27 protein-coding genes and 1 pseudogene are annotated in these 25,235 nt (G+C 32.9%); 11 read left to right on the forward strand and 17 right to left on the reverse strand.

Features of this window, described 5'->3' with window-relative positions; genetic code table 11:
- Positions 1–8: 8 nt before the first annotated feature.
- The 5 genes from ACODS7_RS06520 to ACODS7_RS06540 all read right to left on the reverse strand — a co-directional run bounded on the left by ACODS7_RS06520 (position 9) and on the right by ACODS7_RS06540 (position 5,123).
- Positions 9–1,154 carry an ABC transporter permease gene (locus ACODS7_RS06520; RefSeq protein ID WP_098628965.1) on the reverse strand — a complete coding sequence of 382 codons (1,146 nt, stop codon included), beginning with the start codon at positions 1,152–1,154 and terminating at the stop codon, positions 9–11.
- Position 1,155: 1 nt separating this feature from the next.
- On the reverse strand, positions 1,156–2,265 hold the full coding sequence (locus ACODS7_RS06525; RefSeq protein WP_050843224.1) for an ABC transporter permease: 1,110 nt from the start codon (positions 2,263–2,265) through the stop codon (positions 1,156–1,158).
- Between the two features lie 37 nt (positions 2,266–2,302).
- Positions 2,303–3,241 carry an ABC transporter ATP-binding protein gene (locus tag ACODS7_RS06530; RefSeq protein WP_001093818.1) on the reverse strand — a complete coding sequence of 313 codons (939 nt, stop codon included), beginning with the start codon at positions 3,239–3,241 and terminating at the stop codon, positions 2,303–2,305.
- 138 nt (positions 3,242–3,379) lie between these two features.
- On the reverse strand, positions 3,380–4,480 hold the full coding sequence (locus ACODS7_RS06535; RefSeq protein ID WP_098628966.1) for a sensor histidine kinase: 1,101 nt from the start codon (positions 4,478–4,480) through the stop codon (positions 3,380–3,382).
- A gap of 4 nt (positions 4,481–4,484) precedes the next feature.
- Positions 4,485–5,123 carry a response regulator transcription factor gene (locus tag ACODS7_RS06540; RefSeq protein ID WP_000694106.1) on the reverse strand — a complete coding sequence of 213 codons (639 nt, stop codon included), beginning with the start codon at positions 5,121–5,123 and terminating at the stop codon, positions 4,485–4,487.
- 277 nt (positions 5,124–5,400) lie between these two features.
- On the opposite strand from ACODS7_RS06540, the gene ACODS7_RS06545 reads away from it, so the two are divergent.
- From ACODS7_RS06545 to exsE, 4 genes are read left to right on the forward strand one after another with little or no spacing between them, the layout of a single operon-like run.
- Positions 5,401–5,889: an RNA polymerase sigma factor gene (locus tag ACODS7_RS06545; RefSeq protein WP_071730900.1), complete on the forward strand. Its 489-nt coding sequence runs from the start codon at positions 5,401–5,403 to the stop codon at positions 5,887–5,889.
- Entirely contained in the window at positions 5,886–6,329 is a 444-nt protein-coding gene (locus tag ACODS7_RS06550) for a hypothetical protein (RefSeq protein ID WP_016082116.1), read from the forward strand. Before ACODS7_RS06545 ends, ACODS7_RS06550 begins: the two co-directional genes overlap by 4 nt.
- Entirely contained in the window at positions 6,322–7,392 is a 1,071-nt protein-coding gene (locus ACODS7_RS06555; protein ID WP_016082117.1) for a hypothetical protein, read from the forward strand. Before ACODS7_RS06550 ends, ACODS7_RS06555 begins: the two co-directional genes overlap by 8 nt.
- On the forward strand, positions 7,389–8,345 hold the full coding sequence (gene exsE, locus ACODS7_RS06560; protein WP_089170773.1) for an exosporium protein ExsE: 957 nt from the start codon (positions 7,389–7,391) through the stop codon (positions 8,343–8,345). The genes ACODS7_RS06555 and exsE overlap by 4 nt, the downstream gene beginning before the upstream one ends.
- 32 nt (positions 8,346–8,377) lie before the next feature.
- Here exsE and ACODS7_RS06565 read toward each other — a convergent pair whose 3' ends face one another.
- Together ACODS7_RS06565 and dsdA are read right to left on the reverse strand one after the other, a co-directional pair.
- Positions 8,378–9,625: a DUF445 domain-containing protein gene (locus ACODS7_RS06565; RefSeq protein WP_050843214.1), complete on the reverse strand. Its 1,248-nt coding sequence runs from the start codon at positions 9,623–9,625 to the stop codon at positions 8,378–8,380.
- A gap of 153 nt (positions 9,626–9,778) precedes the next feature.
- Positions 9,779–11,110 carry a D-serine ammonia-lyase gene (gene dsdA, locus ACODS7_RS06570; protein WP_098628967.1) on the reverse strand — a complete coding sequence of 444 codons (1,332 nt, stop codon included), beginning with the start codon at positions 11,108–11,110 and terminating at the stop codon, positions 9,779–9,781.
- 139 nt (positions 11,111–11,249) lie between these two features.
- On the opposite strand from dsdA, the gene ACODS7_RS06575 reads away from it, so the two are divergent.
- The 3 genes from ACODS7_RS06575 to ACODS7_RS06585 all read left to right on the forward strand — a co-directional run bounded on the left by ACODS7_RS06575 (position 11,250) and on the right by ACODS7_RS06585 (position 13,371).
- A complete protein-coding gene (locus ACODS7_RS06575) occupies positions 11,250–11,795 on the forward strand; it encodes a helix-turn-helix domain-containing protein (RefSeq protein WP_016082121.1) in 546 nt (181 codons plus the stop codon).
- A gap of 344 nt (positions 11,796–12,139) precedes the next feature.
- Positions 12,140–13,234: a response regulator aspartate phosphatase gene (locus ACODS7_RS06580; protein WP_243168471.1), complete on the forward strand. Its 1,095-nt coding sequence runs from the start codon at positions 12,140–12,142 to the stop codon at positions 13,232–13,234.
- Positions 13,234–13,371 (forward strand): hypothetical protein, encoded by a 138-nt coding sequence (locus ACODS7_RS06585; RefSeq protein ID WP_176281126.1) that lies wholly within the window; start codon positions 13,234–13,236, stop codon positions 13,369–13,371. The genes ACODS7_RS06580 and ACODS7_RS06585 overlap by 1 nt, the downstream gene beginning before the upstream one ends.
- Positions 13,372–13,494: 123 nt before the next feature.
- On the opposite strand, the gene ACODS7_RS06590 is transcribed toward ACODS7_RS06585, so the two are convergent.
- From ACODS7_RS06590 to ACODS7_RS06610, 5 genes are all read right to left on the reverse strand, one after another.
- A complete protein-coding gene (locus ACODS7_RS06590; RefSeq protein WP_016082124.1) occupies positions 13,495–14,175 on the reverse strand; it encodes a prolipoprotein diacylglyceryl transferase family protein in 681 nt (226 codons plus the stop codon).
- 17 nt (positions 14,176–14,192) lie between these two features.
- The gene (locus tag ACODS7_RS06595; RefSeq protein WP_016082125.1) at positions 14,193–14,747 is read right to left on the reverse strand and encodes a TlpA family protein disulfide reductase; all 555 of its coding nucleotides are present in this window, start codon (positions 14,745–14,747) and stop codon (positions 14,193–14,195) included.
- Between the two features lie 209 nt (positions 14,748–14,956).
- Entirely contained in the window at positions 14,957–15,769 is an 813-nt protein-coding gene (locus ACODS7_RS06600) for a M56 family metallopeptidase (RefSeq protein WP_098628969.1), read from the reverse strand.
- Position 15,770: 1 nt separating this feature from the next.
- The gene (locus tag ACODS7_RS06605; protein WP_098628970.1) at positions 15,771–16,187 is read right to left on the reverse strand and encodes a BlaI/MecI/CopY family transcriptional regulator; all 417 of its coding nucleotides are present in this window, start codon (positions 16,185–16,187) and stop codon (positions 15,771–15,773) included.
- 110 nt (positions 16,188–16,297) lie between these two features.
- A complete protein-coding gene (locus ACODS7_RS06610) occupies positions 16,298–16,693 on the reverse strand; it encodes a DUF3942 family protein (RefSeq protein WP_000347524.1) in 396 nt (131 codons plus the stop codon).
- 392 nt (positions 16,694–17,085) lie between these two features.
- On the opposite strand from ACODS7_RS06610, the gene ACODS7_RS06615 reads away from it, so the two are divergent.
- Positions 17,086–17,784, forward strand: a complete 699-nt coding sequence (locus tag ACODS7_RS06615; protein WP_098628971.1) for a peptidase E — start codon at positions 17,086–17,088, stop codon at positions 17,782–17,784.
- Positions 17,785–17,840: 56 nt separating this feature from the next.
- Here the strand turns inward: ACODS7_RS06615 and ACODS7_RS06620 are convergent, their stop codons facing one another.
- From ACODS7_RS06620 to ACODS7_RS06630, 3 genes are all read right to left on the reverse strand, one after another.
- Positions 17,841–19,250: an MATE family efflux transporter gene (locus ACODS7_RS06620; protein ID WP_098628972.1), complete on the reverse strand. Its 1,410-nt coding sequence runs from the start codon at positions 19,248–19,250 to the stop codon at positions 17,841–17,843.
- Positions 19,251–19,347: 97 nt separating this feature from the next.
- Entirely contained in the window at positions 19,348–20,112 is a 765-nt protein-coding gene (locus tag ACODS7_RS06625) for a DUF2087 domain-containing protein (RefSeq protein ID WP_098628973.1), read from the reverse strand.
- Positions 20,113–20,521: 409 nt separating this feature from the next.
- Positions 20,522–20,689: a hypothetical protein gene (locus tag ACODS7_RS06630; protein ID WP_016082132.1), complete on the reverse strand. Its 168-nt coding sequence runs from the start codon at positions 20,687–20,689 to the stop codon at positions 20,522–20,524.
- A gap of 163 nt (positions 20,690–20,852) precedes the next feature.
- Between ACODS7_RS06630 and ACODS7_RS06635 the strand changes: the two genes are divergently transcribed.
- Positions 20,853–21,275 (forward strand): PH domain-containing protein, encoded by a 423-nt coding sequence (locus ACODS7_RS06635; protein ID WP_098628974.1) that lies wholly within the window; start codon positions 20,853–20,855, stop codon positions 21,273–21,275.
- A gap of 94 nt (positions 21,276–21,369) precedes the next feature.
- Here the strand turns inward: ACODS7_RS06635 and fumC are convergent, their stop codons facing one another.
- Entirely contained in the window at positions 21,370–22,758 is a 1,389-nt protein-coding gene (fumC, locus tag ACODS7_RS06640) for a class II fumarate hydratase (protein ID WP_098628975.1), read from the reverse strand.
- 191 nt (positions 22,759–22,949) lie between these two features.
- Here fumC and ACODS7_RS06645 point away from each other — a divergent pair, with 191 nt between their 5' ends.
- Positions 22,950–23,660, forward strand: coding sequence for an SDR family NAD(P)-dependent oxidoreductase (locus ACODS7_RS06645; protein ID WP_016082135.1), 711 nt, complete (start codon positions 22,950–22,952; stop codon positions 23,658–23,660).
- 16 nt (positions 23,661–23,676) lie between these two features.
- On the forward strand, positions 23,677–24,057 hold the full coding sequence (locus tag ACODS7_RS06650; RefSeq protein WP_098628976.1) for a MerR family transcriptional regulator: 381 nt from the start codon (positions 23,677–23,679) through the stop codon (positions 24,055–24,057).
- Between the two features lie 38 nt (positions 24,058–24,095).
- On the opposite strand, the pseudogene nhaC reads toward ACODS7_RS06650, so the two are convergent.
- Positions 24,096–25,181 (reverse strand): annotated as a pseudogene (gene nhaC / locus ACODS7_RS06655) (Na+/H+ antiporter NhaC); the annotation flags it as partial.
- Between the last annotated feature and the right edge of the window lie 54 nt (positions 25,182–25,235).

A 25,235-nucleotide genomic window follows, 5' to 3' on the forward strand; every position in this document is an offset into this window, starting at 1 on the left:
TTTTCACATTAAACAAAATTCCTCGCATCATTATTTCTTCCAAACTTATAAATCGCAATTAAGAAGAACGCAATTGCAAAGGCAAATAAAATTAAAATGTTTAAATACAACTCCGAGAACGGTATTCCTTGTTGTAGTTTTGATACTGTATCTAACAACCAGCGCTGCGGAAGAAAATTAGCTACTTTTTGTACTGCATTTGGCATAATGTCATATGGGAAATAACATCCAGCAAGTAAGCATGTTGGTACAATGACCATGTTTTGCATCGCATTTGCCGATGCTGAGTTTTTCGAAAAAGCTACAAGGACTAATGATATTCCAATTGCGATTAATGCAAATAGCATTAGTACGCCCATCATCACTATGAAAGGCATATTGATATTCGTATGAAAAACATTCGTTAGGAATAGGATTGTAATCAAAATTTGTACTGTTAGTATTATCATATTTACCCCGACATTAGATAATATGAATTTCTTCCCATCTATCGGCGTTGATAATAGTCTAAAGTACGTTCTATTCTCTTTTTCTTTTAAAATATGACCTGATAAGTTCGCTGCTGAAAACAGCATAAACATAATAAGGTAACCCATCGTTTGATTTGTCATATCTTTATTTTTCGAAGTATCTTCTAGCGTCTCAGTTTTCATTTTAAATGAACCTTTTTGATATCCTGCGTACATATTATCAAATATACTTTGATCTGTTCCTGCTACTTTACTAATAGCTGCTATATTATCAATATAATTATATAAATATGTTTTTATAAATCCTGTTACTTGATCACCTTTAATCGATGAAATTTCAATATGATCTGGTTTCCCTTCTCGAACACTTTTTGAAAACCCAGAATCTAACGTAATAACTCCATCAAGTTTTTTGGAAGTGAGTTTATCTTCTACTTCAGACTCCTTAACCTTACTCACATTCACATGATTTAATCCTTCTAAAAACTTTATCGTATCATTTGCTATCGGCTCATTTTCTTTATTTACAATCCCAATATTTAACGTTCCTTGCCCTGCATTTCCGTATATCGAGAAGGAAATGAGCGTCCCTATTATCGGCAAGCTAATTATAATGAGTAAACTTTTTTTATTTTTCAAAAGCACAGATAACGTTTTTTGTATGAGCCATAAAATATCCTTCATACTATAGCCCCTCCCGTCTACGTAATGCAATAATTGCAATTAATAAAAAGAGTGCTGATATTCCAAGGTTTAAAGAAATGACTGGTAGCGCTGCCCCTACATCATTCGCATAAATAATTTTCATAACAGCTGTATTTGCCCACGTTAATGGTGATAAATTCGTAACGAAATTTTCTTCTACTACGAAATATGCACCACCAAAAATAGAAGCCAATTGCACAACAACCATAATAATTGCCCTAGACGCTTCAGCTGTTTTCGTAATATATCCGATTCCTAAACCGAAGCTAATTGCTAGAAAAACTTGTGTTAATAAAATAAGAAATATGATTCCAAGATGGTCGCCCCAATTCGCTTGAAAAACAAATTTACTAAATAACATGACGAGTAATATGCACAGGGCATTTGCTACTAGGCTACCAAGTACTTTTCCAATGAATATTTCAGCTTTACTTATAGGTGCAGCAATGAGACGATCTCCTGTTTTACGTATTCGTTCTCCTCGAATTAAAGAACTCGCCCCCATCGCAGCATATAGTGCAATCATCGTTGTCATTACAACCGCATAGTAATCCATAGAACCTGGTTTTTTCGCAGCTTGTAAGGATGTTTCTTTTATATAATCATTATGATTTCCGTTTGAAATAACCGTACTAACCTTAGTAGGATTTACTTTTGCAACTTCGACCGCTACATTGTACTTATCAACAAATGTTGTAAGCATTCCTTCCACAATACTTCCCTCAATACTACTTTTGTCACTTCCATAAAATTTTGCACCATCTTTATTTAACTCTACATAAGCAGCATATTTATTTTGCTTCACTTCTTCTTTCCCATCTATACTGCTGGAAGCTTTTTTAAAATGAATACCTGATTTATCCACTTCTTTCGTAAATGCTTCAAATGATTGAGAAAACGTGCTACTCGCTTCATCTTTATATAGCACTTGTATATCCTTAATCGATTGACTATCGCTATTAAATGCATTACTTAACGCTGTTCCTAACACAAGCATAAGTACAATCGGAAATGCTAACATAAAAACTAAAGTTCTTACGTCTCTGAAATCTCTTTTAATATGCATAATTGCAATATTGAAGATGTTCAATTGATGAACCTCCCTTTACCTTTTCTTCATTTACTTTTTATTTATCTCGTAAGTTTCTTCCCGTCAATGTAAGGAATACTGTTTCTAAGTTGGGAGCCTGCTCCTCTAATGAACGAATTTCAATATCATGATTGATACAGTGTTGAATGATTTTATTTAAATTATTTAATCCCGCATCAGAATTCACTTTAATTACGTTTTCTTCAATTTGAACTGCTTTCACACCGTTGATCTCTTTTAACTTTTCTACATCTAAATTTTCTACTGACTTCACTTCAATCCAAATATCTTTCGTATCAGTAATAATCGCTTTTAACTGTTCTTTCGTTCCTTCTGCAATTACTTTACCGTGATCTACTATCGCTATTTTCGTACAAATCTCTTCTACCTCTTCCATGTAGTGACTCGTATAAATAATTGTACTTCCCATTTCATTTAATTTACGTACTGACTGCAAAATGTAGTTTCTTGACTGTGGATCAATTCCAACTGTCGGTTCATCCATAATAATTAACTTCGGTCTATGTGCAATTGCACAAGCAATATTCAATCTCCTTTTCATACCACCAGAAAAGTTCTTCGGATAGCTTTTCTGTTTATCACTAAGTCCTACAAATTGAAGAGCTTCCTCTACCCTAGCTTTTAATTCGGCTCCTCGTAATCCGTACAATCCAGCAAAAAATTTCACATTTTCATAGGCAGTTAGCTCTTCATAAATCGCAATATCTTGCGGAACAATACCGATATTCATTTTCGCAAATCGATTATGTTTCTTTATATTTTTTCCTAGTATGCTAATTTCACCTTCATTACTTCTTAACAAACCAGCAATCATATTTATCGTTGTACTCTTACCAGCACCATTTGATCCTAAAAAGCCAAATATTTCTCCTTCTTTAATAGATAAAGACATATTATCAACTGCGATGAAATCACCAAATTTTTTCGTTAAATTTTTAATTTCTAATGTATTCATCATTTTCACCCCTATTTCGGTTTCTCTGCTTTTAGTATAAACAAAAAGAATGAACCTGCTCAGTGCAGAAGTTCATTCTTTTCACATGAGAATATTCACTTTTTTCATATGAGATGGTTCATCCTCGTACCATTCTCTTTATATTGGCAACAACATCGTTACTGAAAAACCACTTGTCCCATCTACAATAATTTTTCCGTTTACAGACGCCGTTCGCTCCTCCATCCCCATAATACCGAGACCTTTTTTAACAAGAGCTACCCCTTTTCCGTTATCCTTCACTTGCACCTTAACCATCTTGTTAAGCACATGAATATCTATAGAAATAACTGTCGCATCAGCATATTTCATTGCATTTGTTAGTGCTTCTGTAACATTCTCACCGATAATTTTCCACTGAATGGGAGAAATCATATCTAAGTTCCCTTTGTACACGAAAGGAATATTCATATCATTCTTACCGGCAAATTCCTCTATGAATAATTTCATACGATGAATGCCAATTTGCTCTGTTGGTGGCTTCATATTTTTTAACGTAATGCGAATACTTTCAATTCCATCTTTTGAAATGTGAATTGCATTTTGTAATAACTCCGCTGATTTTTCTTTATCTATCCCCATTAATCTCTTTGCTGCTTCCATTTGAATTAGTGCACCCGTCATCGAGTGGCCAATTTTATCATGAATTTCTTGTGATAACCGATTTCTCTCTTCTAGCTTAAATGTGTATTCAGATTGTCTTATGTACTCTTTATTTTCATGTAAACTTTTCGTAAGTCGTTGCATATCTTTCCGCATCTTATCATTTTGCGATTCAAGCTTTACTACACGCGATATATATCGATCTGCAATAGTTAAAACGAGAAAAGAAAATGCAACAATTAATCCATAAGTCATTCGAATACTTTCATCTGCAATCGTAATTGGGAGCATCATAACGACAAAGCGTGGCCAATTCTTTTCTATGTAATAGAATATAATTTCGTATAAGTTCAAAGGTAAAAACAAAATAAAAAATGGATGAATCCTCCATGTAAATAACATAACTACGCCAATGGACATACAGATTAATATTTTTTTATACGTATCTTTTTTAAATATAGAAATCATTACGTTTACAGAGAGGTAAATAAGTAAAGTAAATATAACCCACGGTAAATTTGCTACATTTGCGTAAATATAACTAAATACAATATATAAAAAGACAATTAATTTACTTACAGTTAACCAAAATTCCATATCATTAATCTACTTTCCCTGTTAAGTAATAAATCGCAATTTGTGTGCGATGTTCAAGTCCAGTTTTCCCTAAAACTGATGTAATATAATTTGCAATTGTTCCCTCAGATATAAAAAGCTGTTTCGAAATTTCTTTATTTGAGAAACCTTTTGCAATTAATGCGATAATACTAAGCTCCCTTTCTGTGAAAAGGCTCTTATCTATTTTACATTCTTCCTCTTTACTTTCCATTAAATTAGACTTAATTTTATCGAGAACTACATCTTGCATAACTGTTTGGCCGTTATATACTCCTTTTATCGCATCACGAATACGCTCTGGATCATTATTTTTCAATAAATAACCTTTCGCTCCGTTCTTCACTGCATCCAAAATATATTCATCATCATCAAACGTCGTTAAAATAAGCGGTTTTGTTTTCGTCTCTTCACAAATGAATTTCGTCGCCTCTACCCCGTTCATATTTGGCATGCGAACATCTAATAGAGCGATATCAACATCGTTCTTTTTGCAATACTCCACTGCTTCTTTTCCATCATTTACTGTATCTACAACTTCAAACTCTTCATATGTATTTAAAATAATTTTCATGCCTTCTCTAATAAAAGAGTTATCATCTGCTATTAATATTTTAATTTTCATGTTTGTTAGTATGGACCATCCCCTACTAACATTCACATCCTTTCTTCCCGTAACATTTCCTACTTGCTCATTATATACTTCTCTTTACCATTTTTTCACACCTTTTTTCATCTATCTCTCCTGCAAAAAATATATTATTCTTTTTTTATAAAATGTGTAGGGTGACTTATCATTCTTTACGTCTATATAATAGAATGCGTCAAAAAGGAGGGAGAGACCGATTGAGGAAAAACAATTAATTGAAAAAGCACAGCAAGGAAGCGAGCATGCTTTTCGTATCCTTGTACAAACATATCGTCATTATATTTTTCAAGTTATCTTTTCTATTTTAAGACATGAAGAAGATGCTAAAGATGTTACACAAGAAGTATTCGTAAAAATTCATACCTCTCTCCCAAATTATCAATTTCGCGGATTAAAAACGTGGATGGCACGTATTGCCACCAATCACGCTATTGATTATAAGAGAAAGAAAGCTAGAGAACACGAAGAACTCTCCTTATGTAAAGAAACAGAGGAAAATATAAAATCCTCTCATAACATTGAAGCTTTACTATTGACGAAAGAGCAAAAATTACTCATTGCTCAAAAACTGAGAGAACTTCCGGAAAATTACCGTGACGTTGTTCTCGCGCATTACTTAGAGGAAAAAAGTTATCAAGAAATTGCTTTCCAAGAAAACATCGAAGTGAAAACAGTAGAAATGAAACTGTATCGGGCAAGAAAATGGATAAAAAAACATTGGAAGGAGGAAGAGTTTCTATGATGCATTATTCAAAAGAAGATTGGCGCAATTATACATTAGATTTTATAGAAAACAATGAACGTGAATCTATGGAAGAACACCTTTATGAATGTGATCATTGTTTAGCACTTTATATGGAAAGTATTGATGAACAACATGAAAACCTTCCAATGATAAATGATGATTCATTTACGAACGAAGTTATGACGCAAATTAATTTTGAAACGCTACAACCTAATGAAAATATAAAAACAAACTCACTAAAACGCACAATTATTCACTACATAATTGCGACTGCAGCTACAATTATTTTTATGGTAAGTGGTTTATTCCAATATATTTTTACAGCGACATCAAATTTCGAGAAATCTTCAAAACATAACGAGTCTTCTATCTCACAACAAATTGTAAACAAATCGGTAGATACATCAAAAAAGGACGGAGGTTTAAAGCATGAATAAAAACCCCTTTTTAGCACTTGTATTAGGGCTAATTCCTGGGCTTGGACATTTATACTTAAAAAAGCTAGGACGGTTTATTCTATATAGCGGAGGATCTTTATTTCTATTCTCCTTTGCAGTATTCTGTACCATAGTAGTAAGAGGACGTGATATTGCTTTTCTTTCTCTATTTTTACTAGCTGTTCTATGGGTAATTAACTTACTAGATTTAGTTATCACCATTATAAAACAAACGAAAAAACAAGAAGCTGGAGAATTGATAAATTCTTCTAAAGAGAGCGAACGATTTTATATCATTCTCCTATCCATCATCCCTGGACTTGGCCATTTCCAATTAGGACTTATGCAACGCGGTCTTACGTTTTTAGTCGCTTGCGCTGGCTTAGGCAGCATGATTATATTTGTAACATTATTAACATCTCAAGGAAGTTTCCTTATCTTTCTTATTACGTTACCTGTTTTATGGATTTATAATTTCTTTGATGTTGTTCAGCAACTACAGAAAAAAGAACGCGACGAGCAATTAATTGACCGTACTATTTTCGAAGATTTTGAAGAACATCGAGAGCAAGGAAAGAAAAGTAAAACATTTGCTTCTATTTTAGCGATGTTCCCTGGAGCAGGTCATATGTATTTAGGTTTACAACGCCGTGGTCTTCAGCTTATGGCAGCCTTTTTACTATCTATTTATTTACTCGACTTATTAAGACTTTCTGCGTTTTTATTTTTAGTACCAATCATTTGGTTCTATAGCTTTTTTGATGCGTTACAGCAAACAGCAAAATACGGAAAAGAACGAGTACAAGACGAACCCATTATCGATTATTTTATAAATCATCAAAGATGGATTGGTATCGGATTAATTACGCTCGGTGGTTATTATTTATTAAATCAAACAGTCCTTCCTATTTTGAATGATTATTTTGTAACTATATTTAATATTCATCTTAGTGAACTATATTATCGCTATTTCCAGACATCTATCGTTGCGCTCCTTTTAATTGGCGGCGGCTTTAAATTGTTACTTGGAAATAAAGAAAACAAAGGTGGGACAAGCGAATGAGGACTTGGCGTGTTGGAACATTCTCAATGGGGCTTTCTATTATATCGTTAGGATGCTTTTTACTATTTTCAGTCGTAAAAGGAATTCAAGTATTAGATACATTAACTGCATGGTGGCCAGTTTTACTTATCATACTTGGAGCTGAAGTTTTACTATACCTTCTATTTTCTAAGAAGGAACAATCATTTATTAAATATGATATTTTTAGTATTTTCTTTATCGGTGTTTTAGGAAGTGTCGGAATTGCTTTTTACTGTTTATTATCAACTGGATTACTAGAAGAAGTTCGTCATTCTATTAACACAACGAGGCAAACGAGTAATATTCCAGACGGACAATTTGATATACCTGAATCTATCAAAAAAATCGTAGTAGATGCGGGACATCAACCTCTAACGATAGAGGGAAATAATACAAATCAAATTCATCTTTTGGGAACTTATGAAATGACGACGAAAGCAAATGAAAAACTCAATTTAAAACGAGATGATTTCCTTTCGGTTCAAACGGCTGGAGAAACGATGTACATCGCTTTAAAATCATTACCTGTTCAGCATACGTTATTTAACTCAGCACCACAGGTGAAACCAACGCTTGTTCTTCCGCAAAATAAAAATGTGGAAATTCGCGCTTCAAATAACGAGCTATCTCTTTATCCTGGCCAATTACAAAATAATTGGTTTGTACAAAACAACTCAAGTGTATCTGTTCATTTAGCTAAAGAAAGTGATGTTTCTTTAACAGCAATAACAAATCAAAAAGAAACACACGGAAACACACCTTGGGAGCAAGTAGAAGATTTAACGAAAAAAGAAAATAATTCTTCAGAAGAACATCCAGAATTAAACGAGCAAGAACATTGGTATAAAAATTCGATTAAAACTGGAAATGGGACGTACAAGTTAAATATTGAGAAAGCTTATAATTTGAATATGAGCGTTATCGAAAAATAAGAAAAACCTTCCACAATTGTGGAAGGTTTTTCTTATATAATCGCTTTAATTCCTTCTAAAATTAATCCAATCATAAATCCACACACAGCACCGTTCACACGGATCCACTGCAAATCTTTACCGACATTATTTTCAATCATTTCGATTAATGTTTTATCATCTAACTTATCCAGGTTTTCTTGTACAAGCTTACCGATTTTCGAATGGTTCTTCTCAACAAGATTCACAACTTGTTTTTGTAACCAATCTTCTATTTTTTGAACAGTCATTTCGTCTTCTTTTATTTGATTCATTTGTTTTTGTAAAAATGGAATAACATATTTATCAGCAAATTCTTCATTTTTTACAAAAGTAACTGCTCTTTGTTGCACTTGCTCCAGCATCTCTTTTATTTTGTCAGTAGCATTCCAATTCGCAATCCACTTTTCTTTCCAATTTTCTAATTCCTGTAATAAAGCTTCATTTTCTTTTACATTTATAATTTCTTGACGAATCTTCGCCAATATAAGTTGTCTTGTGCTATTATCCGCATCTTGTAAGCTGTTAATATTACTAATGATAAACTTCTGCAAAATGCCACCAATTTTATCTTCATCTACAATATTCATAAATGATTTCAAAGTAAACTGCAAGAACCCATCTACTTTTATATTTTCCATTGCCTTCATACCTAAGCTTCCGAGTTGGTAACGAGCTTCATCTTGCGCTGTCCAATCTTTCACTTTTACTAATATGTGATCAAGTGTCTTTTCATCATATTCTTGCACAACTAATTGATCAACAAGCACTTGTAAAATGTTACTTGTATTAATTGTATGTAAATATGTTTTTAATTCTTTTTCAATAATAACAGCTAGCTTTTCTGTATCTATTGTTACAATCGCTTTCTCTGCAATCGTTACAATCCCTTTTTTCACAGCATCAGACTGTATTTCTCTTTCAGCAATTTGCAGCACCATTTGTGCTAACTGCATCTCTTTTACTTTATTCGTAATACTTTCTTTCGTCAGCCATTCATTTTCTAACGTATGAATAAGCCCTTTCGTTACCCGTTTACGATTTTTAGGTAGCAATGCGGTATGCGGAATTGGGATACCCATCGGATGACGGAACAATGCTGTAACCGCGAACCAATCCGCAAGTCCACCAACCAATCCGGCTTCAAATCCCCCTTGTATAATCTCCCCTGCTACCGTTCCTTGAAAAGGGATAGAAGCCGCAAAACCGACACCCATAACCCCAAGCGAAATACCCGCTATATATTTAGTCTGTAATGACATCGTATACACATCCTCTTATTATGTAAAATAAAGCTTTTTGTTGTATTTATTCAATATTAGTTATCCTTTATATATACTATAAAGAACTATTATGAAAATAACAAAGATTTTTATGTACATGAAAAAATGAGGCTACAACTAGCCTCATTTTTCTTATATTGTTAATTCTAAACCTTTCTTATAATAATCACTCATTACATCTTGTGGAACCATACTTCCACCCGTTCCCCACACAATATGAGTACCTTTTGTCACCTTCTCTGTTAACTGTTGCTTTTGTAAATACTCATCTTCTTTACATACTTTCACTGGCCCTATCATACCTGCTAGTGCAGAAGGCTCTAAATAAATATTCTCCGTATCAGCCAGTTCTTTTAACAATCTATATAACTCTTCATCGCTTACTGTATAATTTCCACTTAAAAATGGTTCCATCGTTTTCCCAACAAATCCAGACGGTCTTCCTACCGCAAGTCCATCCGCATCTGTTACATTATCAATTCCGATATTTTGAACAGCAATTTTGTCATGAAGGCCTGTCATTAAGCCGAGTAACATACATGGAGAATGTGTTGGCTCTGCAAAGAAACAATGAACGTTGTCTTTATACAATAACTTTAAACCAAATGCTACTCCGCCAGGTCCGCCCCCGACACCACATGGTAAATAAACGAATAGAGGATGTTCTTCATCTACTACAATCTCTAACTTTTCTAATTGCTTTTGTAATCGTGATGCCGCTACTGCGTATCCTAAAAATAAATCATGTGAATTTTCATCATCTACAAAATAACAGCTAGGATCAGCATCAGCTTGCCTTCTTCCTTCTTCTACAGCTTTACTATAATCATCTTCATATTCAATAACATTTACACATTTACTTCTTAATAAATCTTTTTTCCATTGTTTCGCATCTGCTGACATATGAACAGTGACATTAAAACCTAGTTTTGCACTCATAATCCCAATACTCAATCCTAAATTACCTGTAGAACCTACCGCAATTGAATATTTCGCGAAAAACTCTCTACATGTATCACTATCTAAAATAGAATAATCATCTTCTTCTGTTAACATTCCATGCTGCAATGCTAGTTGTTCAGCATGTTTCAATACTTCATAAATGCCGCCCCTAGCTTTTATTGATCCTGATATCGGAAGATGACTATCACATTTTAATAATAATTCCCCTAAAATAGGTTGCTCGTAATTTTTCTCTAAAGCTTCTTTCATAGAAGGTATTTTCACTAAAGGTGATTCAATTATGCCGTTCGTCTCTTTCGTTTCAGGAAAAACTTTCGCAATATATGGTGCAAAACGCTTTAATCTCTCTTCCGCGTCTTTTACATTTCCTTCATTCAGTGGCGAGTCTTTTATTGCCGTCTCATACTTTTTCGTATTCGGATTCATCCAAAAGACTTCTTCCGTTGCGATTAGCTTATTTAATAGTGGATATTGTTCTTTTAATTTCTCTATTTCCTTCATTCCTCTTCCTCCTCATCACCTTGTAGCTTGCGATTTAATAAATTATAATTAAATTAATTTTAATATAGTTTAACATAAAAATTAATTTTAGTTTAATTTATTTAAATATAATTTAATAATCATTAAGGAGATTTTCATTATGGAAAATATAGATATTGGTAAAAAGATTGAAAAACAAAGAAAAGAAAAGGGTTTAACTAGTAAAGAACTAGCAAAGATGGCCGATATTACACCATCTATGTTAAGTCAAATTGAGCGCGGGTCTGCTAACCCTTCTATTCAAACATTAAAAGTACTTGCTAAAGCTCTTGATGTTCCAACATTTAGTTTTTTACTGGAAGAAACAAATACAGACGATTTAATTGTACGTTCCCATAAACGAAAGAAAATGATTATCGATAATTTATCATATGAAATGCTTTCACCTGATTTTACTGGAAATTTAGCAACAGCAATTATGACTATCCCGCCTAATACAGCTTCATCAGAAAATGTACTAGAACATAAAGGAGAAGAATTAGCATTTGTCTTAGATGGGAAAATCACATTATATTTAAACGAGGAAGAATACATATTAGAAACTGGCGATAGTGTAAAAATACCTGCTTATTTAAAGCATAAATGGGTGAATCATTTTGAGAAAAATGCGGTAGTTTTATTTTCTGTTACTCCACCGATTTTTTAATATATCAATAAAAACAGGATGATTCTTATAAAATACGGATTATCCTGTTTTTATTAAATAAGAAAGTGAAATTTTTGTTAAAAACTTAACAGTTGGACCCAATCCGAACAATCCTATTAAAAACATATTTACAAGTGAAACTATCCCTCCCCCATTGATGTTAACGTATCATGAGTCAGATTCATCCCACCACTACCAGAGGCATTTGTAATATTTATATGGGAGTTAATTGTTTTTTCGGAATTTTGTTGAAAAATATGGTAAAATCATTCTTATACTTCTTCTATTTTGCTATTATAGAAATAATTAAATTAGGATACTTTTATCGGATGGGAGAATATATAATGAGTGTGTTATTAAAAGAACATGAACAGATTGTCAACGAATTAAACATTTTATATCAAGTAATGGTAGCGGAGCAGTTAATTGAAGCGAAACAATTAAAAGAAAAAATAGAGGAACAGATTAATAAAATTGAAGCTGATCAAAATCTATCGCTTTACTACTCCCTACTAAACTTTAAATATAAGGTCCTAACCGATTGGACAAACATTAAGTATGATACTTTTAGTCAAATTGTGCGTTTAGACAATCCAATAACTGAAGACTTTATTACTTATTATTATCACTTTTTTAAAGCTGAACATGCTACCATTATTGGAAATTATGATGAAGCAAAAAAAGAATACGAAAAAGCTGAATCCCTTTTAAAACATGTACCAGGCGAACTAGAAGAAGCTGAATATAAATATAAATTCGCTATATTTAATCACCATACAAACAAACCACTTACAGCAATCAATTATGCAAATCAAGCTAAAGAGATCTTCTCAAAATATCCACGTTATGAAATTAAAATAGCTCTATGCGAAAATACTTTAGGCTCATGTTCTGTTTATTTAAAACAATTCGAGCAAGCCGAAGAGAACTATAATTCAGCAATCAATATTTTACAAAAACTGAAAGACGACACACTAATCTTAAAAGTTCGAAATAACTTAGGTTGGCTCTACTCTTCTCAAAATCTATCAACCCTTGCTATTAGACATCTTACAATAGTTACAAACAAATTACCTAAACACCTAAAAGCCAATTTTCTACAAGCAAAAGAACATTTTTGTTTAAATGAAAAAGAACTTGCAAACGTTTGGGTTCAAAAAGGCTTAGAAATTTGTAATGAATTAAATAATCAAGAATATAAACACCACTTCACTATCTTAAAAATACAACACACTGGTATTCTAGGCGACTTAGAAAATGCAATCATTGCAGGCACTACATATTTTAACAGTAAAGAATTATACGATTATGCACAAGAATATTACGAATTATTAGCAGTAGAATTTCATAAAGTGAATAAAATAGAGGAATCTCAAAAATATTTTTTCAAAACTTACGAAGCAAAACAAAAATTATTAACTAAGGAGGCACTAAGATAATGAAAAAGTTTAGTTTAGCTATTTTAACCTTTACATGCATACTTGCTTTTGGATTTAATAATTTTACTGAAAATCAACAAGCAAAACAACTTCCAAAATGGGATACAGATAAACAAGAAACACATGCAGACCTATAGAAACCTAAAAACCCCTAATAAAGGGGTTTTTAGGTTTCTACAATATAATGATTTAGCATATGATGAAGAAATATGCTTATAAAAGATAGCCATACACAGATACTCTCTGTACATGGCTATTTTTTATTTTTTCGGTATCAACAAAATCCCTAAACTAATAATACAAAAGCTCATTATTTGCTGTATTGATAGACCGAATAAAACTGAATTTTGTTCACTAATGATTGAAATAATGATATGTGAAGACCCCACAATAATTAGAAACAAACTTATATTCTTTCCATTTCCGAGCCTTTCATTTTTCATCCATAACAAGCCCATTATACAAAGAGCAAGGATGATCTCATATACGAAAATAGGGTGATATAAAAGTTTAGATTCATATATTTTCATTCCCCATGGTAGTGTCGTTTGTGCACCTACTTCATGATGTAATAGAAAATAAAAGATAATACTCACACACAGACCAAAAGGCAATGCATCAAGTAAAATACGAAGCGAAAATTGCTCCTTTTTACTTTTCCAAACAATGTATACACTCGCAATCACGCATCCTACTACAATATGTTGCATACTTCCAACAGCTAATATTGCTTGCACTGGCGCCACAAAAGCCCATACAGGATTTAAAATTGCTGGTGCAAACTTCCATACAAATACGATGATAAGAAAAGCATTTGTTACGGCATCCATCATTTTTTCATATAATACATTTTGATGCCTCATCTTTCGTTTCATCAACATAAATCCAAATAGACTTCCAATTATAAGAGATATGGGTTGTAACCTCACGATCCACTCCATCGTCACGAAATCTCCTTTTAATTCTCAATCAATTTCTTAAATTTCTTTTCTAATTGATCTGGTGGTAATACACCTCGTACATGATCTACTATAATTCCATCTTTATTAACAAAAAATGTCGTCGGTAAAGAGAATACTTTATAATCTAGTCCAGCTACTCCGTCCATATCTAATAGAACAGGAAACTCAAACCCATAGCGATTAGCAAATGCGCTTGCTTCTTGTACTGGGTCACTAACAGTTGCATTCACCGCAAAAATTTCAACATCCTTTTTATATTTATCATACATATGAACTAAGTCAGGTGCCTCCATTTCACACGGCCCACACCATGATGCCCAAAAATTAATAATATACGGTTTTCCCTTTGCATCATTTAACGACTGCAACTTTCCGTCTAATCCTTTTAATGTGATGCCAGGTGCTTTAAAACCTACTTGTGGTAATACTTCTTTCTCTTGTAACTCTGCTTGTTTCGCTCTTCTTTCCTTCTCTTCTTTCTTTGAATTATAAAAATTGATCCCCGCCCAAACGAGTGCCCCTACTAGTATAATAGCAATTAGTTTCTTCACTCTTTTTCCTCCTTATTTTAAAATCCTGTAACTCCACACCAAATAGACGAATAATGAACGCTGTGATTTCCATCATTTGATTTGTATACAATAAAACACCTGTAATATATGATAAATAAGATGTATATAGCGGTAAAAAGCATGATGACATAAATGACAACACCTTAACTCACACTACATAGAGTAGTGTTTATTCTTAAAAAAAGAGGCTATATGCACTCTCCGACAATAAGTACAATCGACACACAGAATAAACCTATTGTTACATATACCGAATTCGTATGTAACGGGATATTAAGCTTCACAACTTCTTCATTTAACACTTGCTCGATTCGTAAATTTATTGCTGTTTTTGCAAATGAAGCTGTAACACATCGATTTTCCATTGTCTTTATTTTAATTAATTTTAATAACGCACTACCTAACTCAAATGAAGACTTCATTTTTTGCATCGCATATTTATCTGCTGCTAACTCTTGATACGTATGATATCGTTGTAACAATCCTTTTAATATCGGAATGTACAACATTCCTTCTGCTAATAACGTAAAACAAAATAATTTTAGCGGATCCCAATTCTTTTGATGATATTCTTCATGGAAAATAATTGCATCAATTTCTTCATCTGAAAACGTCTGAAGCAAACCTTCCGACATGACAACTTTCGGACGGAATAATCCAATTGTAAACGCTGCAACTTCCGCAGTCGGCAGTATATGTATTTGTTTCCCTTTTCTAATGAATGGGATAAGTGCTTTTTGTAATTTTTTACCACGAAAAAATTGCCGCCAAATTCTTTTACACACGGTCAATACAGTAATTAATAATAACCCAGCTATTATACTACGAACCATTGATAGTTCTTTCATATGTTTTTCTAACTGAAACAAGCAAAACTTTGAAAGGAAGAATGCCTTATTTTGAAAAAGAAATGGATATGTAACGTAATACAATAACAAGCTGAAAAAGAGGGTACTAACAATGAGCGCTAACAATACGATTTTACGCATTTGCCATTTCATTTCATCGATCCTCTTTTTTTAACTGATTCAATTTGTCTTCTAATTTTTTTATTAAATTCGGATCAGCCTGCTCTAACTCATCTATCATATGAGTTACAACTAAATCTCCAAATTCCCCCACTAATTCCTGTGTCATTTTCTTCGTTTGATTGGATAAGAATTCTTCTTTCGTTTGTATAGCACGATATATGCCACTTCTTTTTACAGTCTGTTTTTCTAGGTGTAATTTCTCTACTAGCCTGTTCATAACTGTCATAACAGTATTAAAATTCACAGGCGATTCTTCACTTAATTTCTGCTGGACTTCTTTAATAGTAATACCTTTAGTAGACCAAATAATCTCCATAATCTTCGCTTCAAGCGGTCCAAAGAAATGATTTAATCCTTGCTCATTTAACCTATAGTTTTGCGTAAACATCGTATGACTCCTTTCACACTACGAATTGTAGTACAAATTAAATGAGAGGTCAAACACGAGTAATATAAACTAAAATTCACTACCTATAAATACGTACCTCATTCTATTCATTATAAGCCTAACTTATCTCCAAATGTATCAAAGAGATACTGCTCTAATATTTGCACACTAAACTTCTCATTACGCCCAAGTGCAAATAATTCCCGATCTTTCGCTACGATAGTATCTAATGGAATAGCTACATTATCCACGATTTTTGTAATTTCAATTATATTACTTTTTACATTTACTTCTGTTTTAAATTCAACGTTTTCTAACACTATATGTGAACGTCTTCCTGATGCAAAAAAAGTAAAATTAGGATTTTTAACAACGCCAATTTCAGTCTCTAACGCATATAAATAGTGAAAAATCACATCTCTGTGTCCATCTTTTATTATTTTTTCATCCTTCTCATCGTCTAAGTATTCTTTCAGCTTCGTTGTAAATTCAAATCGAAAATCCACTTTTTTCACGCTCCCTCTTTGTATTTCATATTAAATAAATATATTGAAATAATTTTACCATATTGTAATACAAGTTCCTATTAAAAGTAAAAACTGTTTTGGAAAATCACTATTATTTCCGATGCCCTTTTAAAATATAAGCATAAATTCAATATGAATTAATGCTTCATTATATCTATTTAAACATATTTTTTCCATATTTTGAAACATTAGTATGAAATATTATATATCAATGAAAGGTTTTTAATTCATTGCTATATATAGTCAGTGTTTTCTTTACTATTCCGATATACTTAAGCTATATTTTCTAATTATTGATTACATTACGGAAGGAATGTAACTCTCTTCTATCGAATTTTTATATAACAAAAATGATTAGGTGGTGCTTTACTATGAAATTAGCTGTCATTGGTGGCGGTGATTTACAAGATTCAAATCACTTGCCTATTAATGAACGCCTTATAGAATTAACAAATAAACAGTACCCAAAAATATTGTTTATTCCAACGGCTAGTCATGATGATGAAAGCTATATAAAATTATTTTTAGACACGTTTGAAAAACAATTACATTGTGAAGTACAAATTTTACGTACTACAACAGATTCACCTTCTAAGTATGAAATAGACGAGATGATTCATTCAGCCGATTTAATTTATCTAGGTGGCGGGAACTATATTCACATGCTTACGCAATGGAAAGAACATAGACTCGATGAAAAATTATTATTGGCTCTGCAACAAGGAACACTTATTGCTGGTTATAGCGCTGGTGCTATGTGTTGGTTCACGTCTAGTATCCGATCAAATTATGAAGGTGCTGGTTATATAGAGAGTAACGGATGGGGGATTGTTAATAAAAGATTTTGTCCACATTATAATCAATTAAACAGAATGAACGCCTTCCATTCCTTTTTACAAAATCATCAAGGGAATATAGAAGGAATTGCACTGGAGGATAATTGCGCTTTATATATTACAGAGGAATCCTTTGAGATTATCGGTGAACCGGAAAAAGCGTGGGAGTTTTATATGAGTGATAAAACACTCATTAGAAAACATTTTGATATAACTTTAAAAAGCTATTTGTAAACCTGCACTTACGAAAAAATGTCCCTAAGTCTAATAACTTAGGGACATTTTTCTATTTAACTAACTAATCGTGTAATTCGTTTCTTTTGCCATGAAAGCTTATAATATGCATACTGTAATATTAAGCTGACAATAAATGCTGCTGGATAACCGATCCAGATGCCTTCTATTCCAAGACTTGTATGGTAAGAAAGATAATATGCTACGGGTACTTCTACAAGCCAAATTGAAACGACTCCAATAACAGTTGGCCAAAGTACTGTACCGCTCGCTCGCATTGTCGCACTAATAATTTGTGCATGACCGAAAATTAAATAACTCCATAACGTAATCATAACTAAGCTATGAGCAATTTCAATTGTAGTTTGACTCGTTAAAAATAGTGATAAAAAGTCTCTTGAGAATAAGTAAATAAGAGATATTAACACACCACCGATGACGTAGTTCATAATAATTCCGGCCTTCACAACTTTCTGCAATCGATCAAATTGATTCGCCCCAATTGATTGTGCTGCAAAAATAGAAACTGTAATACCAAGGCTAACTGCTGGCATTTGTACATAACTTGCAACTTGATTCACAACGCCGTAAGCAGCTGTTGCATCCGATCCGTAACGATTTACAAATGCGATTACCGCAATTTCAGATAATGAAACTAATATCATATTAATACTCGCTGGAATACCGAGCCTTAACAATAACTTTAATAACTCCCCATCCATTCGAAGATATTTTCTAACCGTTCCATCTAGTTGTAATGGGTGATTTTTCTTCTTTAAATACACGAGCATGACAATAAACGTAATAACTGTGGATATAACAGAGGCATAGGCTGCTCCATACACATCTAATTTCGGAGCTCCTAACCATCCAAAAATAAGAATCGGTAATAAGATCATATTTAGCGCTGTACTTACAATTAAAAAGTAAAATGGCGTTTTAGAATCTCCTGTACCTCTCATAAATGTTGTGTATGCGAAATATAAAAATAATACTGGCATCGATATAAATAAAATCCGTGCATAATGTACACTTATTTCAATAATATTTTCTGGCGTTCCCATTAGACGCATAATATCCATCGCAAAAATACTGCCTATTATCGCTAACACAACTCCAATAATAAAGGTAAATGTCAACGTCGTACCAACGATAGCTTTTAAACGATCTTCGTTTTTAGCACCAAACGCCTGACCAATTAAAATAGAACTACCCGAACCTATTCCAATTACGAATGAAACAAGTAAAAAGAACAAAGGAAAGAATGCTGATATAGCCGCTAAATCATTAACTCCAAGCCATCTTCCTACTACTACCATACCAAATAATTGTCCAACTGATTGTAGTACATTACTTAATAATAACGGTACTAAAAACATCGACATCGATTTCCAAATCGGTTTACTCTCACTTTCCAACTTATGCGACTCCGCACCTTCTTTATTGTTATCTGCAGGTGGTTTCAAATTTCATTTCTCCTTTTATTAAAAATCTTTTTTCAATATCTATCTCTTTGTATAGTTGTTATTATACTGTGCTTCTATTCATTTTCTTTTCGCATGATTATAACTTCACCCAATATTGACTTCCATCGGCTGTTCGATCTAAAAATCCATATTCGATTAAATATCTTCTTAAAGTTACGAAATCAGGGTATACATTTTCTATCACTGTATTTACTTCTTTTTCAGTATACTTTTTATTACTATCAAACTTCTTTACTAAATGACGTAATATAATTAATTTACGCTTTTGTTTTTTCGGAAATTTAGAAAGAGGTCCATCTAATCCTTCTGTAAAATGAGCTTTTAATACTTCATCATTTTCTTCTTCCGTAATATTGTATCGATCATCCACCATCGTTGCTGTTCTATGAATTGTTACAAATTTCGTTTGTACTTTTGATTTTTCTTCTGATAATTCCATTAGCGCTAAAAATACTTTTGCTTGCTTCATTTTCTCTCGCAGTGTAAATCGATGATTACGAATTGTTGATGTACTTCCGCCATCCATCTCTTTTACTATTTCTTTATCATTCAGTCCCATATGGAAAAATTGAACCATTTTCTTTTGTAAATCTGTTAAACCAGTAAATTTCTTATCCATATTTAATAAATAATCAAACATAGACGTATGCTCATTTTGAATATGCAATTGGACGAATTTCTCTGCTTCATACAAAACTTGGTTATCTTGATAAATAACACCTTTAATAAATCTTTCACCACAAGCTAAGCAAATGTACTCCTCTTTTTCTTCATCAAACACATACCCTTTCTTTAATTCCTCTATTGACGCATCCCAAAACTGCTCCGAAATATCAATCACACTAAACACTCCTTCAAAATGTTTATTTAAAAACCAAACGAATTACTATAACGTTTATTATCACTTCATCATCTTATCACAACACAAATAAACATTTCAATGTTTCGTTTACCCATTTTATAAACTTTTATAAAAACATCTATCGAAAGGGTTTAATACAACGAAAAGCGAATGTGTTTATACAAATTCATTTTATATGATGTGGAATAGAACATGAATATTCTTCAAGACCCTTGGTTTATCGTTAAGCAAATTGCACGGAATACTTATGCGATTAGTAAATATGGAACCGGTATTCACTCATTCCAAAACTTCAGTATTCAATTTTAACTACAAAAAAGATGTTTCCGTATAAGAAAACACCTTTTACTTTTTATCCCGCATTAACGGGCAGTAAGACCCCCACTGATTAAAGTTTCACTTTATATATTCTATTTACAGTCTCTACTAAAACCTTACTTGCTTGTACAAATACATGCTTTCGGTTTCTATCTTCAACAAATTTATTAGCACAACTACTCATAATCATCATACAACCAATTATGACTAACGCTATCTTTCTATTCTTGTAAGTCACTTCATGTCACTCCACTATTACAAAACTTCTTTTGAATTTATCCCATCAAGAAATTTTACATGAATAATAAAATGTGTGAATATGCAATTCTGCATATTCACACGTTTTATCACAATGTTATGATTTAATTTAGTTAAAGAACAAGTATACCGAGGTGACTAACTTGAAGTTTAAAGCGAAAAAAAATCCATTCCACGTCATTTTCATTACATTATTTATAATTATTTTTTTCGTTTCGTTATTCTTCCAAAATGAAAATTCTATTTCTTTCACTCTCATGATGCTGCTAAATATCGTGAATCTTTCTTCATTCTATTTCTCTCACTACAACGTAACGGAATCATCTCTTGTTGTAAAACACGGTTTCATACTTCGTACTGAAATCCCATTTAAAGACATTCGCCATATTAAGTACTCTGGCAAAAAACTTCGTTCAAAAAAATGGACTAGGCAACAATTAGAAATTAATTATAATTTATTTGACTCAGTGACCACTTTCGTACCACAAGAAGAAGAAAAATTCATTTCACTCTTAAAAGAGAACTGCCCACAGATGAAAGTAATGAATACGCCTGCTAACAAATAATATTTTTTGAAGCTTGCAGTATTGCAAGTAGATGAAACATAAAAATGAACATCAAAAAGCCAAGATTCTATACTAAGAACCTTGGCTTTTTCTATTACTCTTTTGGAGCAATCATTTTCTTTGGATCTACAATTTCATCAAATTGCTCTTCTGTTAGTAGTCCAGATTGCAATGCTGCTTCTTTTAAAGTTAATCCTTCTTTATGAGCATGCTTCGCAATTTTCGCTGCATTTTCATATCCGATATGTGGGTTTAGCGCTGTTACAAGCATTAGTGAACGATTCACATTTTCATTAATTACTTCTTCATCTGCTTCAATACCAACTGCACAATTGTCATTAAACGAAACAATTGCATCCGCTAATAAGTGAGCTGATTGTAAGAAGTTATAAGCAATAACAGGTTTAAATACGTTTAACTCAAAGTTACCTTGGCTCGCAGCAAATCCGATTGTTGCATCATTCCCCATCACTTGCGCTACAACCATCGTTAATGCTTCACTTTGCGTTGGATTTACTTTACCTGGCATAATAGAGCTTCCTGGTTCATTTGCTGGAATAATAATTTCTCCAAGACCACTACGTGGACCACTTGCAAGCCAACGTACATCGTTAGCAATCTTCATTAGATCCGCAGCTAATGCTTTTAATGCGCCGTGAGTATATACAACTTCATCATGGCTCGTTAATGCATGGAACTTATTTGGTGCAGAAACAAATTGTTTACCTGTAAATTGACGAATTTCCTCTGATACCATCTCACCAAATTTAGGATGAGCATTAATACCTGTTCCAACCGCAGTTCCACCAATTGCTAACTCTTTCATATATGTATTGCTCTCTGCAATCATACGCTCTGTTTTCTCAAGCATACGGTGCCATCCGCTAATTTCTTGCCCTAAAGTTAACGGCGTTGCATCTTGTAAATGTGTACGACCAATTTTTATAATATGTTCAAATGCAGTTACTTTTTCTGCTAAAGTTTCTTTTAATTTCGTAATTGCTGGTAATACGTGATTTTCTACTGCGATTACACAAGCTACATGAAGCGCCGTTGGAAATGTATCATTTGAACTTTGTGACATGTTCACATCATCATTCGGATGAATATGTACGTCAGATCCCTTCTCTTTCAAAATTTGATTCCCACGATTTGCAATTACTTCATTCACATTCATGTTTGACTGTGTACCACTACCTGTTTGCCATACGACAAGCGGAAAATGTTCATTCCATTTCCCTGCAATCACTTCATCAGCAGCTTCTACAATCGCTTCTGCTTTTTCTTCTGATAGCTTTCCTAATTTTTGATTGCTAAGCGCTGCACTCTTCTTTAAAATTGCAAATGCTTTTACAATTTCAAGCGGCATTTGCTCTGTTCCAATTGGAAAGTTTTCTTTACTACGCTGTGTTTGTGCTGCCCATAATTTATCAGCTGGAACTTTTATTTCTCCTATTGTATCTCTTTCAATTCTGTACTCCATGTTTTCATCCCCTTGAAAATATAATACCTACATCTCTTATAATAACAGACTTTCTCTTAAATGATAAGAATTCTCAATCTTATATATAGATATTCTATATTTATTTTTAAAAATTTCTCTTGACCTAAACTTAAGTTTAGGCTGTATCCTTTTCCTTGTAACCTACTATAACACTACTGGAGGAATTCAATATGAAAAAATATGCTTTCATAACAGGTGGGAATAAAGGAATTGGATATGAACTTGTTCGTCAATTAGCAGAAAAAGATTATCACGTATTTTTAGGTGCTCGTAATGAACAACTTGGACAACAAGCCGTAGAATCTTTAAATGTTTCAAACGTTTCCTATATTCAAGTAGATATTTCAAATGCACAATCCATTCAAGAAGCAACAAAGAAAATTTACGAAACGACTGACCACTTACATTTATTAATTAATAACGCAGGCATAGCGCTAGACTTCAATACGCTACCTAGTGAATTAAATATTGAAACTTTACGCCAAGGATTTGAAGTTAACTTTTTTGGAACTTTCCAAATGATGCAAGCCTTTTTACCATTATTAAAGAAATCAAGCAACAGTAAAATCATAAATGTAACAACTGACATGGCCTCACTAACAATGTTTGCTAATGGTGAAACACATCCAATTAATACACTGGGATATAATTCTTCCAAAACAGCTATTAATGCTTTAACGTTAGCTTTTAGTAAAGAACTTGGTACTAACGGACCAGAAGTTTTTGGGGTAACTCCTGGTTTTACAACTACGGATCTTAATGGAAATTCCCCTGGTGGCCATACAACCACTGAAAGTGCTAAAATTATTATTAAATATGCATTAAGTGAAACAAATTATAATGGTAAAATACTAAATAAAGATGGCATTATACCTTGGTAATAAAAGGATGAATGATATGTATTATACAATTGGGCAAGTCGCCAAAATGCAACACTTAACTATTTCTCAAATACGTTATTACGATAAACAAGGACTGTTCCCTTTTCTTCAAAGAAATGAAAAAGGAGATCGAGTTTTTGACGAAGAAGCACTGAAATATTTAGAGATGATTTTGTGTTTAAAAAACACTGGTATGCCAATTCAAAAAATAAAACAATTTATCGACTGGTCTATGGAAGGAGAATCTACTATCTTTCAACGGCTGGAATTAATGAAACAACAAGAGACCAATGTCTTACAGCTCATTCAAGACACTGAAAAAAACTTAAAAAAGATACAACAAAAAATTGCTAAATATGAGAATGAAATAACTTCAGCAAATGCTATTAAAAAATAAAAAGCACCTTCTACATATTGTAGAAGGTGCTTTTTATTTTATGATGCTTGCTTTCCTTTATCTGCATCATCTACATACCAGATGAATTTGCCTGTATATCCGTAAATAACTGCTAAAATTAACGATACGAAGCTTAACCACATAAACGGAACGTATGAGAACGTTGCTACACCTAAAATACCAGCCATAAAAATACCATTATCAGACCATGGAACCATACCTGAAGTTAATGTTCCACCTACTTCTGAGTTACGTGCTAATACACGACGGTCTATTTTTAATTTATCATAGCTATCTTCCATAATTTTTGGTGTTAAAATTAGTGATACATACATCGCACAACCAAATATATTAGCTAAGAATGCCACGATTAATGTAGACAATGTTACATTACCTGCAGAATTTAATTTCTTCTCGAATTTTGATACGATTACTTTTAAAACACCTAGTTTTTCAAGTAATCCACCAAATCCTAAACCGAAAATAATAACGGCTACTGAGCCAAGCATGCCGTTAATTCCACCACGGTTTAATAACTTGTCAACAAACTCAACACCAGATTGAATTGAGAATCCGTTATAAGCTGTTCCAATCGCCTCTCCAAAGTTCATCCCTTGGAAAAGAGTTGCCCAAATTGCACCAATTAAAGCTCCCATTGCAATTGTTGGCATAGACGGTTTCTTCATCGCTAATAGAACGATAACAATGACCGCCGGAACAAGCATCCATATTTTAATATCAAATTGCTTTAATAAAGCTTCTTTTAAAAATTCTACTCGATTCAAATCTACATTATCGCCGCCATACATCCAACCAGCTACAGTAAACATAATACTAGTAATAATATAAGCCGGAACATCTAATACGAGCATAGCTCGAACGTGAGCAATAACATCTACTTTCGCCATAGAAGCTGCAAGAACTGTGCTATCAGAAAGTGGTGATAATTTGTCGCCGAAATAAGCTCCTGAAAGAACTGCACCAGCAACAAGCGGAAGTGGTAAACCAAGTCCTTCACCAATCGCCATCATAGCAATACCTGCTGTTCCCACTGTTCCCCAAGACGTTCCTGTTGCGATAGAAGTTATAGAACAAATAATTAATGTTGCTAATAGGAATATGCTATATAAGTTACGTTTAATATTTTAACAATTGTTCAGTTCCTAACCTTTGAAGCA

Source organism: Bacillus sp. FG16 (assembly GCF_057809515.1).

Excerpts from the sequence above, each read along its gene's own strand:
- ACODS7_RS06550 (WP_016082116.1), top strand. The coding sequence starts at position 5,886 with ATGATGCATTATTCAAAAGAAGATTGGCGCAATTATACATTAGATTTT.
- ACODS7_RS06585 (WP_176281126.1), top strand. The coding sequence starts at position 13,234 with ATGAAAAAGTTTAGTTTAGCTATTTTAACCTTTACATGCATACTTGCT.
- ACODS7_RS06605 (WP_098628970.1), bottom strand. The coding sequence starts at position 16,187 with ATGTTTACGCAAAACTATAGGTTAAATGAGCAAGGATTAAATCATTTC.
- ACODS7_RS06650 (WP_098628976.1), top strand. The coding sequence starts at position 23,677 with ATGTATTATACAATTGGGCAAGTCGCCAAAATGCAACACTTAACTATT.
- ACODS7_RS06580 (WP_243168471.1), top strand. The coding sequence starts at position 12,140 with ATGAGTGTGTTATTAAAAGAACATGAACAGATTGTCAACGAATTAAAC.
- ACODS7_RS06565 (WP_050843214.1), bottom strand. The coding sequence starts at position 9,625 with ATGTCATTACAGACTAAATATATAGCGGGTATTTCGCTTGGGGTTATG.
- ACODS7_RS06645 (WP_016082135.1), top strand. The coding sequence starts at position 22,950 with ATGAAAAAATATGCTTTCATAACAGGTGGGAATAAAGGAATTGGATAT.
- exsE (WP_089170773.1), top strand. The coding sequence starts at position 7,389 with ATGAGGACTTGGCGTGTTGGAACATTCTCAATGGGGCTTTCTATTATA.
- ACODS7_RS06520 (WP_098628965.1), bottom strand. The coding sequence starts at position 1,154 with ATGAAGGATATTTTATGGCTCATACAAAAAACGTTATCTGTGCTTTTG.
- ACODS7_RS06575 (WP_016082121.1), top strand. The coding sequence starts at position 11,250 with ATGGAAAATATAGATATTGGTAAAAAGATTGAAAAACAAAGAAAAGAA.
- ACODS7_RS06590 (WP_016082124.1), bottom strand. The coding sequence starts at position 14,175 with ATGGAGTGGATCGTGAGGTTACAACCCATATCTCTTATAATTGGAAGT.
- ACODS7_RS06615 (WP_098628971.1), top strand. The coding sequence starts at position 17,086 with ATGAAATTAGCTGTCATTGGTGGCGGTGATTTACAAGATTCAAATCAC.
- ACODS7_RS06540 (WP_000694106.1), bottom strand. The coding sequence starts at position 5,123 with ATGAAAATTAAAATATTAATAGCAGATGATAACTCTTTTATTAGAGAA.
- ACODS7_RS06530 (WP_001093818.1), bottom strand. The coding sequence starts at position 3,241 with ATGAATACATTAGAAATTAAAAATTTAACGAAAAAATTTGGTGATTTC.
- ACODS7_RS06535 (WP_098628966.1), bottom strand. The coding sequence starts at position 4,480 with ATGGAATTTTGGTTAACTGTAAGTAAATTAATTGTCTTTTTATATATT.
- dsdA (WP_098628967.1), bottom strand. The coding sequence starts at position 11,110 with ATGAAGGAAATAGAGAAATTAAAAGAACAATATCCACTATTAAATAAG.
- ACODS7_RS06600 (WP_098628969.1), bottom strand. The coding sequence starts at position 15,769 with ATGAAATGGCAAATGCGTAAAATCGTATTGTTAGCGCTCATTGTTAGT.
- fumC (WP_098628975.1), bottom strand. The coding sequence starts at position 22,758 with ATGGAGTACAGAATTGAAAGAGATACAATAGGAGAAATAAAAGTTCCA.
- ACODS7_RS06555 (WP_016082117.1), top strand. The coding sequence starts at position 6,322 with ATGAATAAAAACCCCTTTTTAGCACTTGTATTAGGGCTAATTCCTGGG.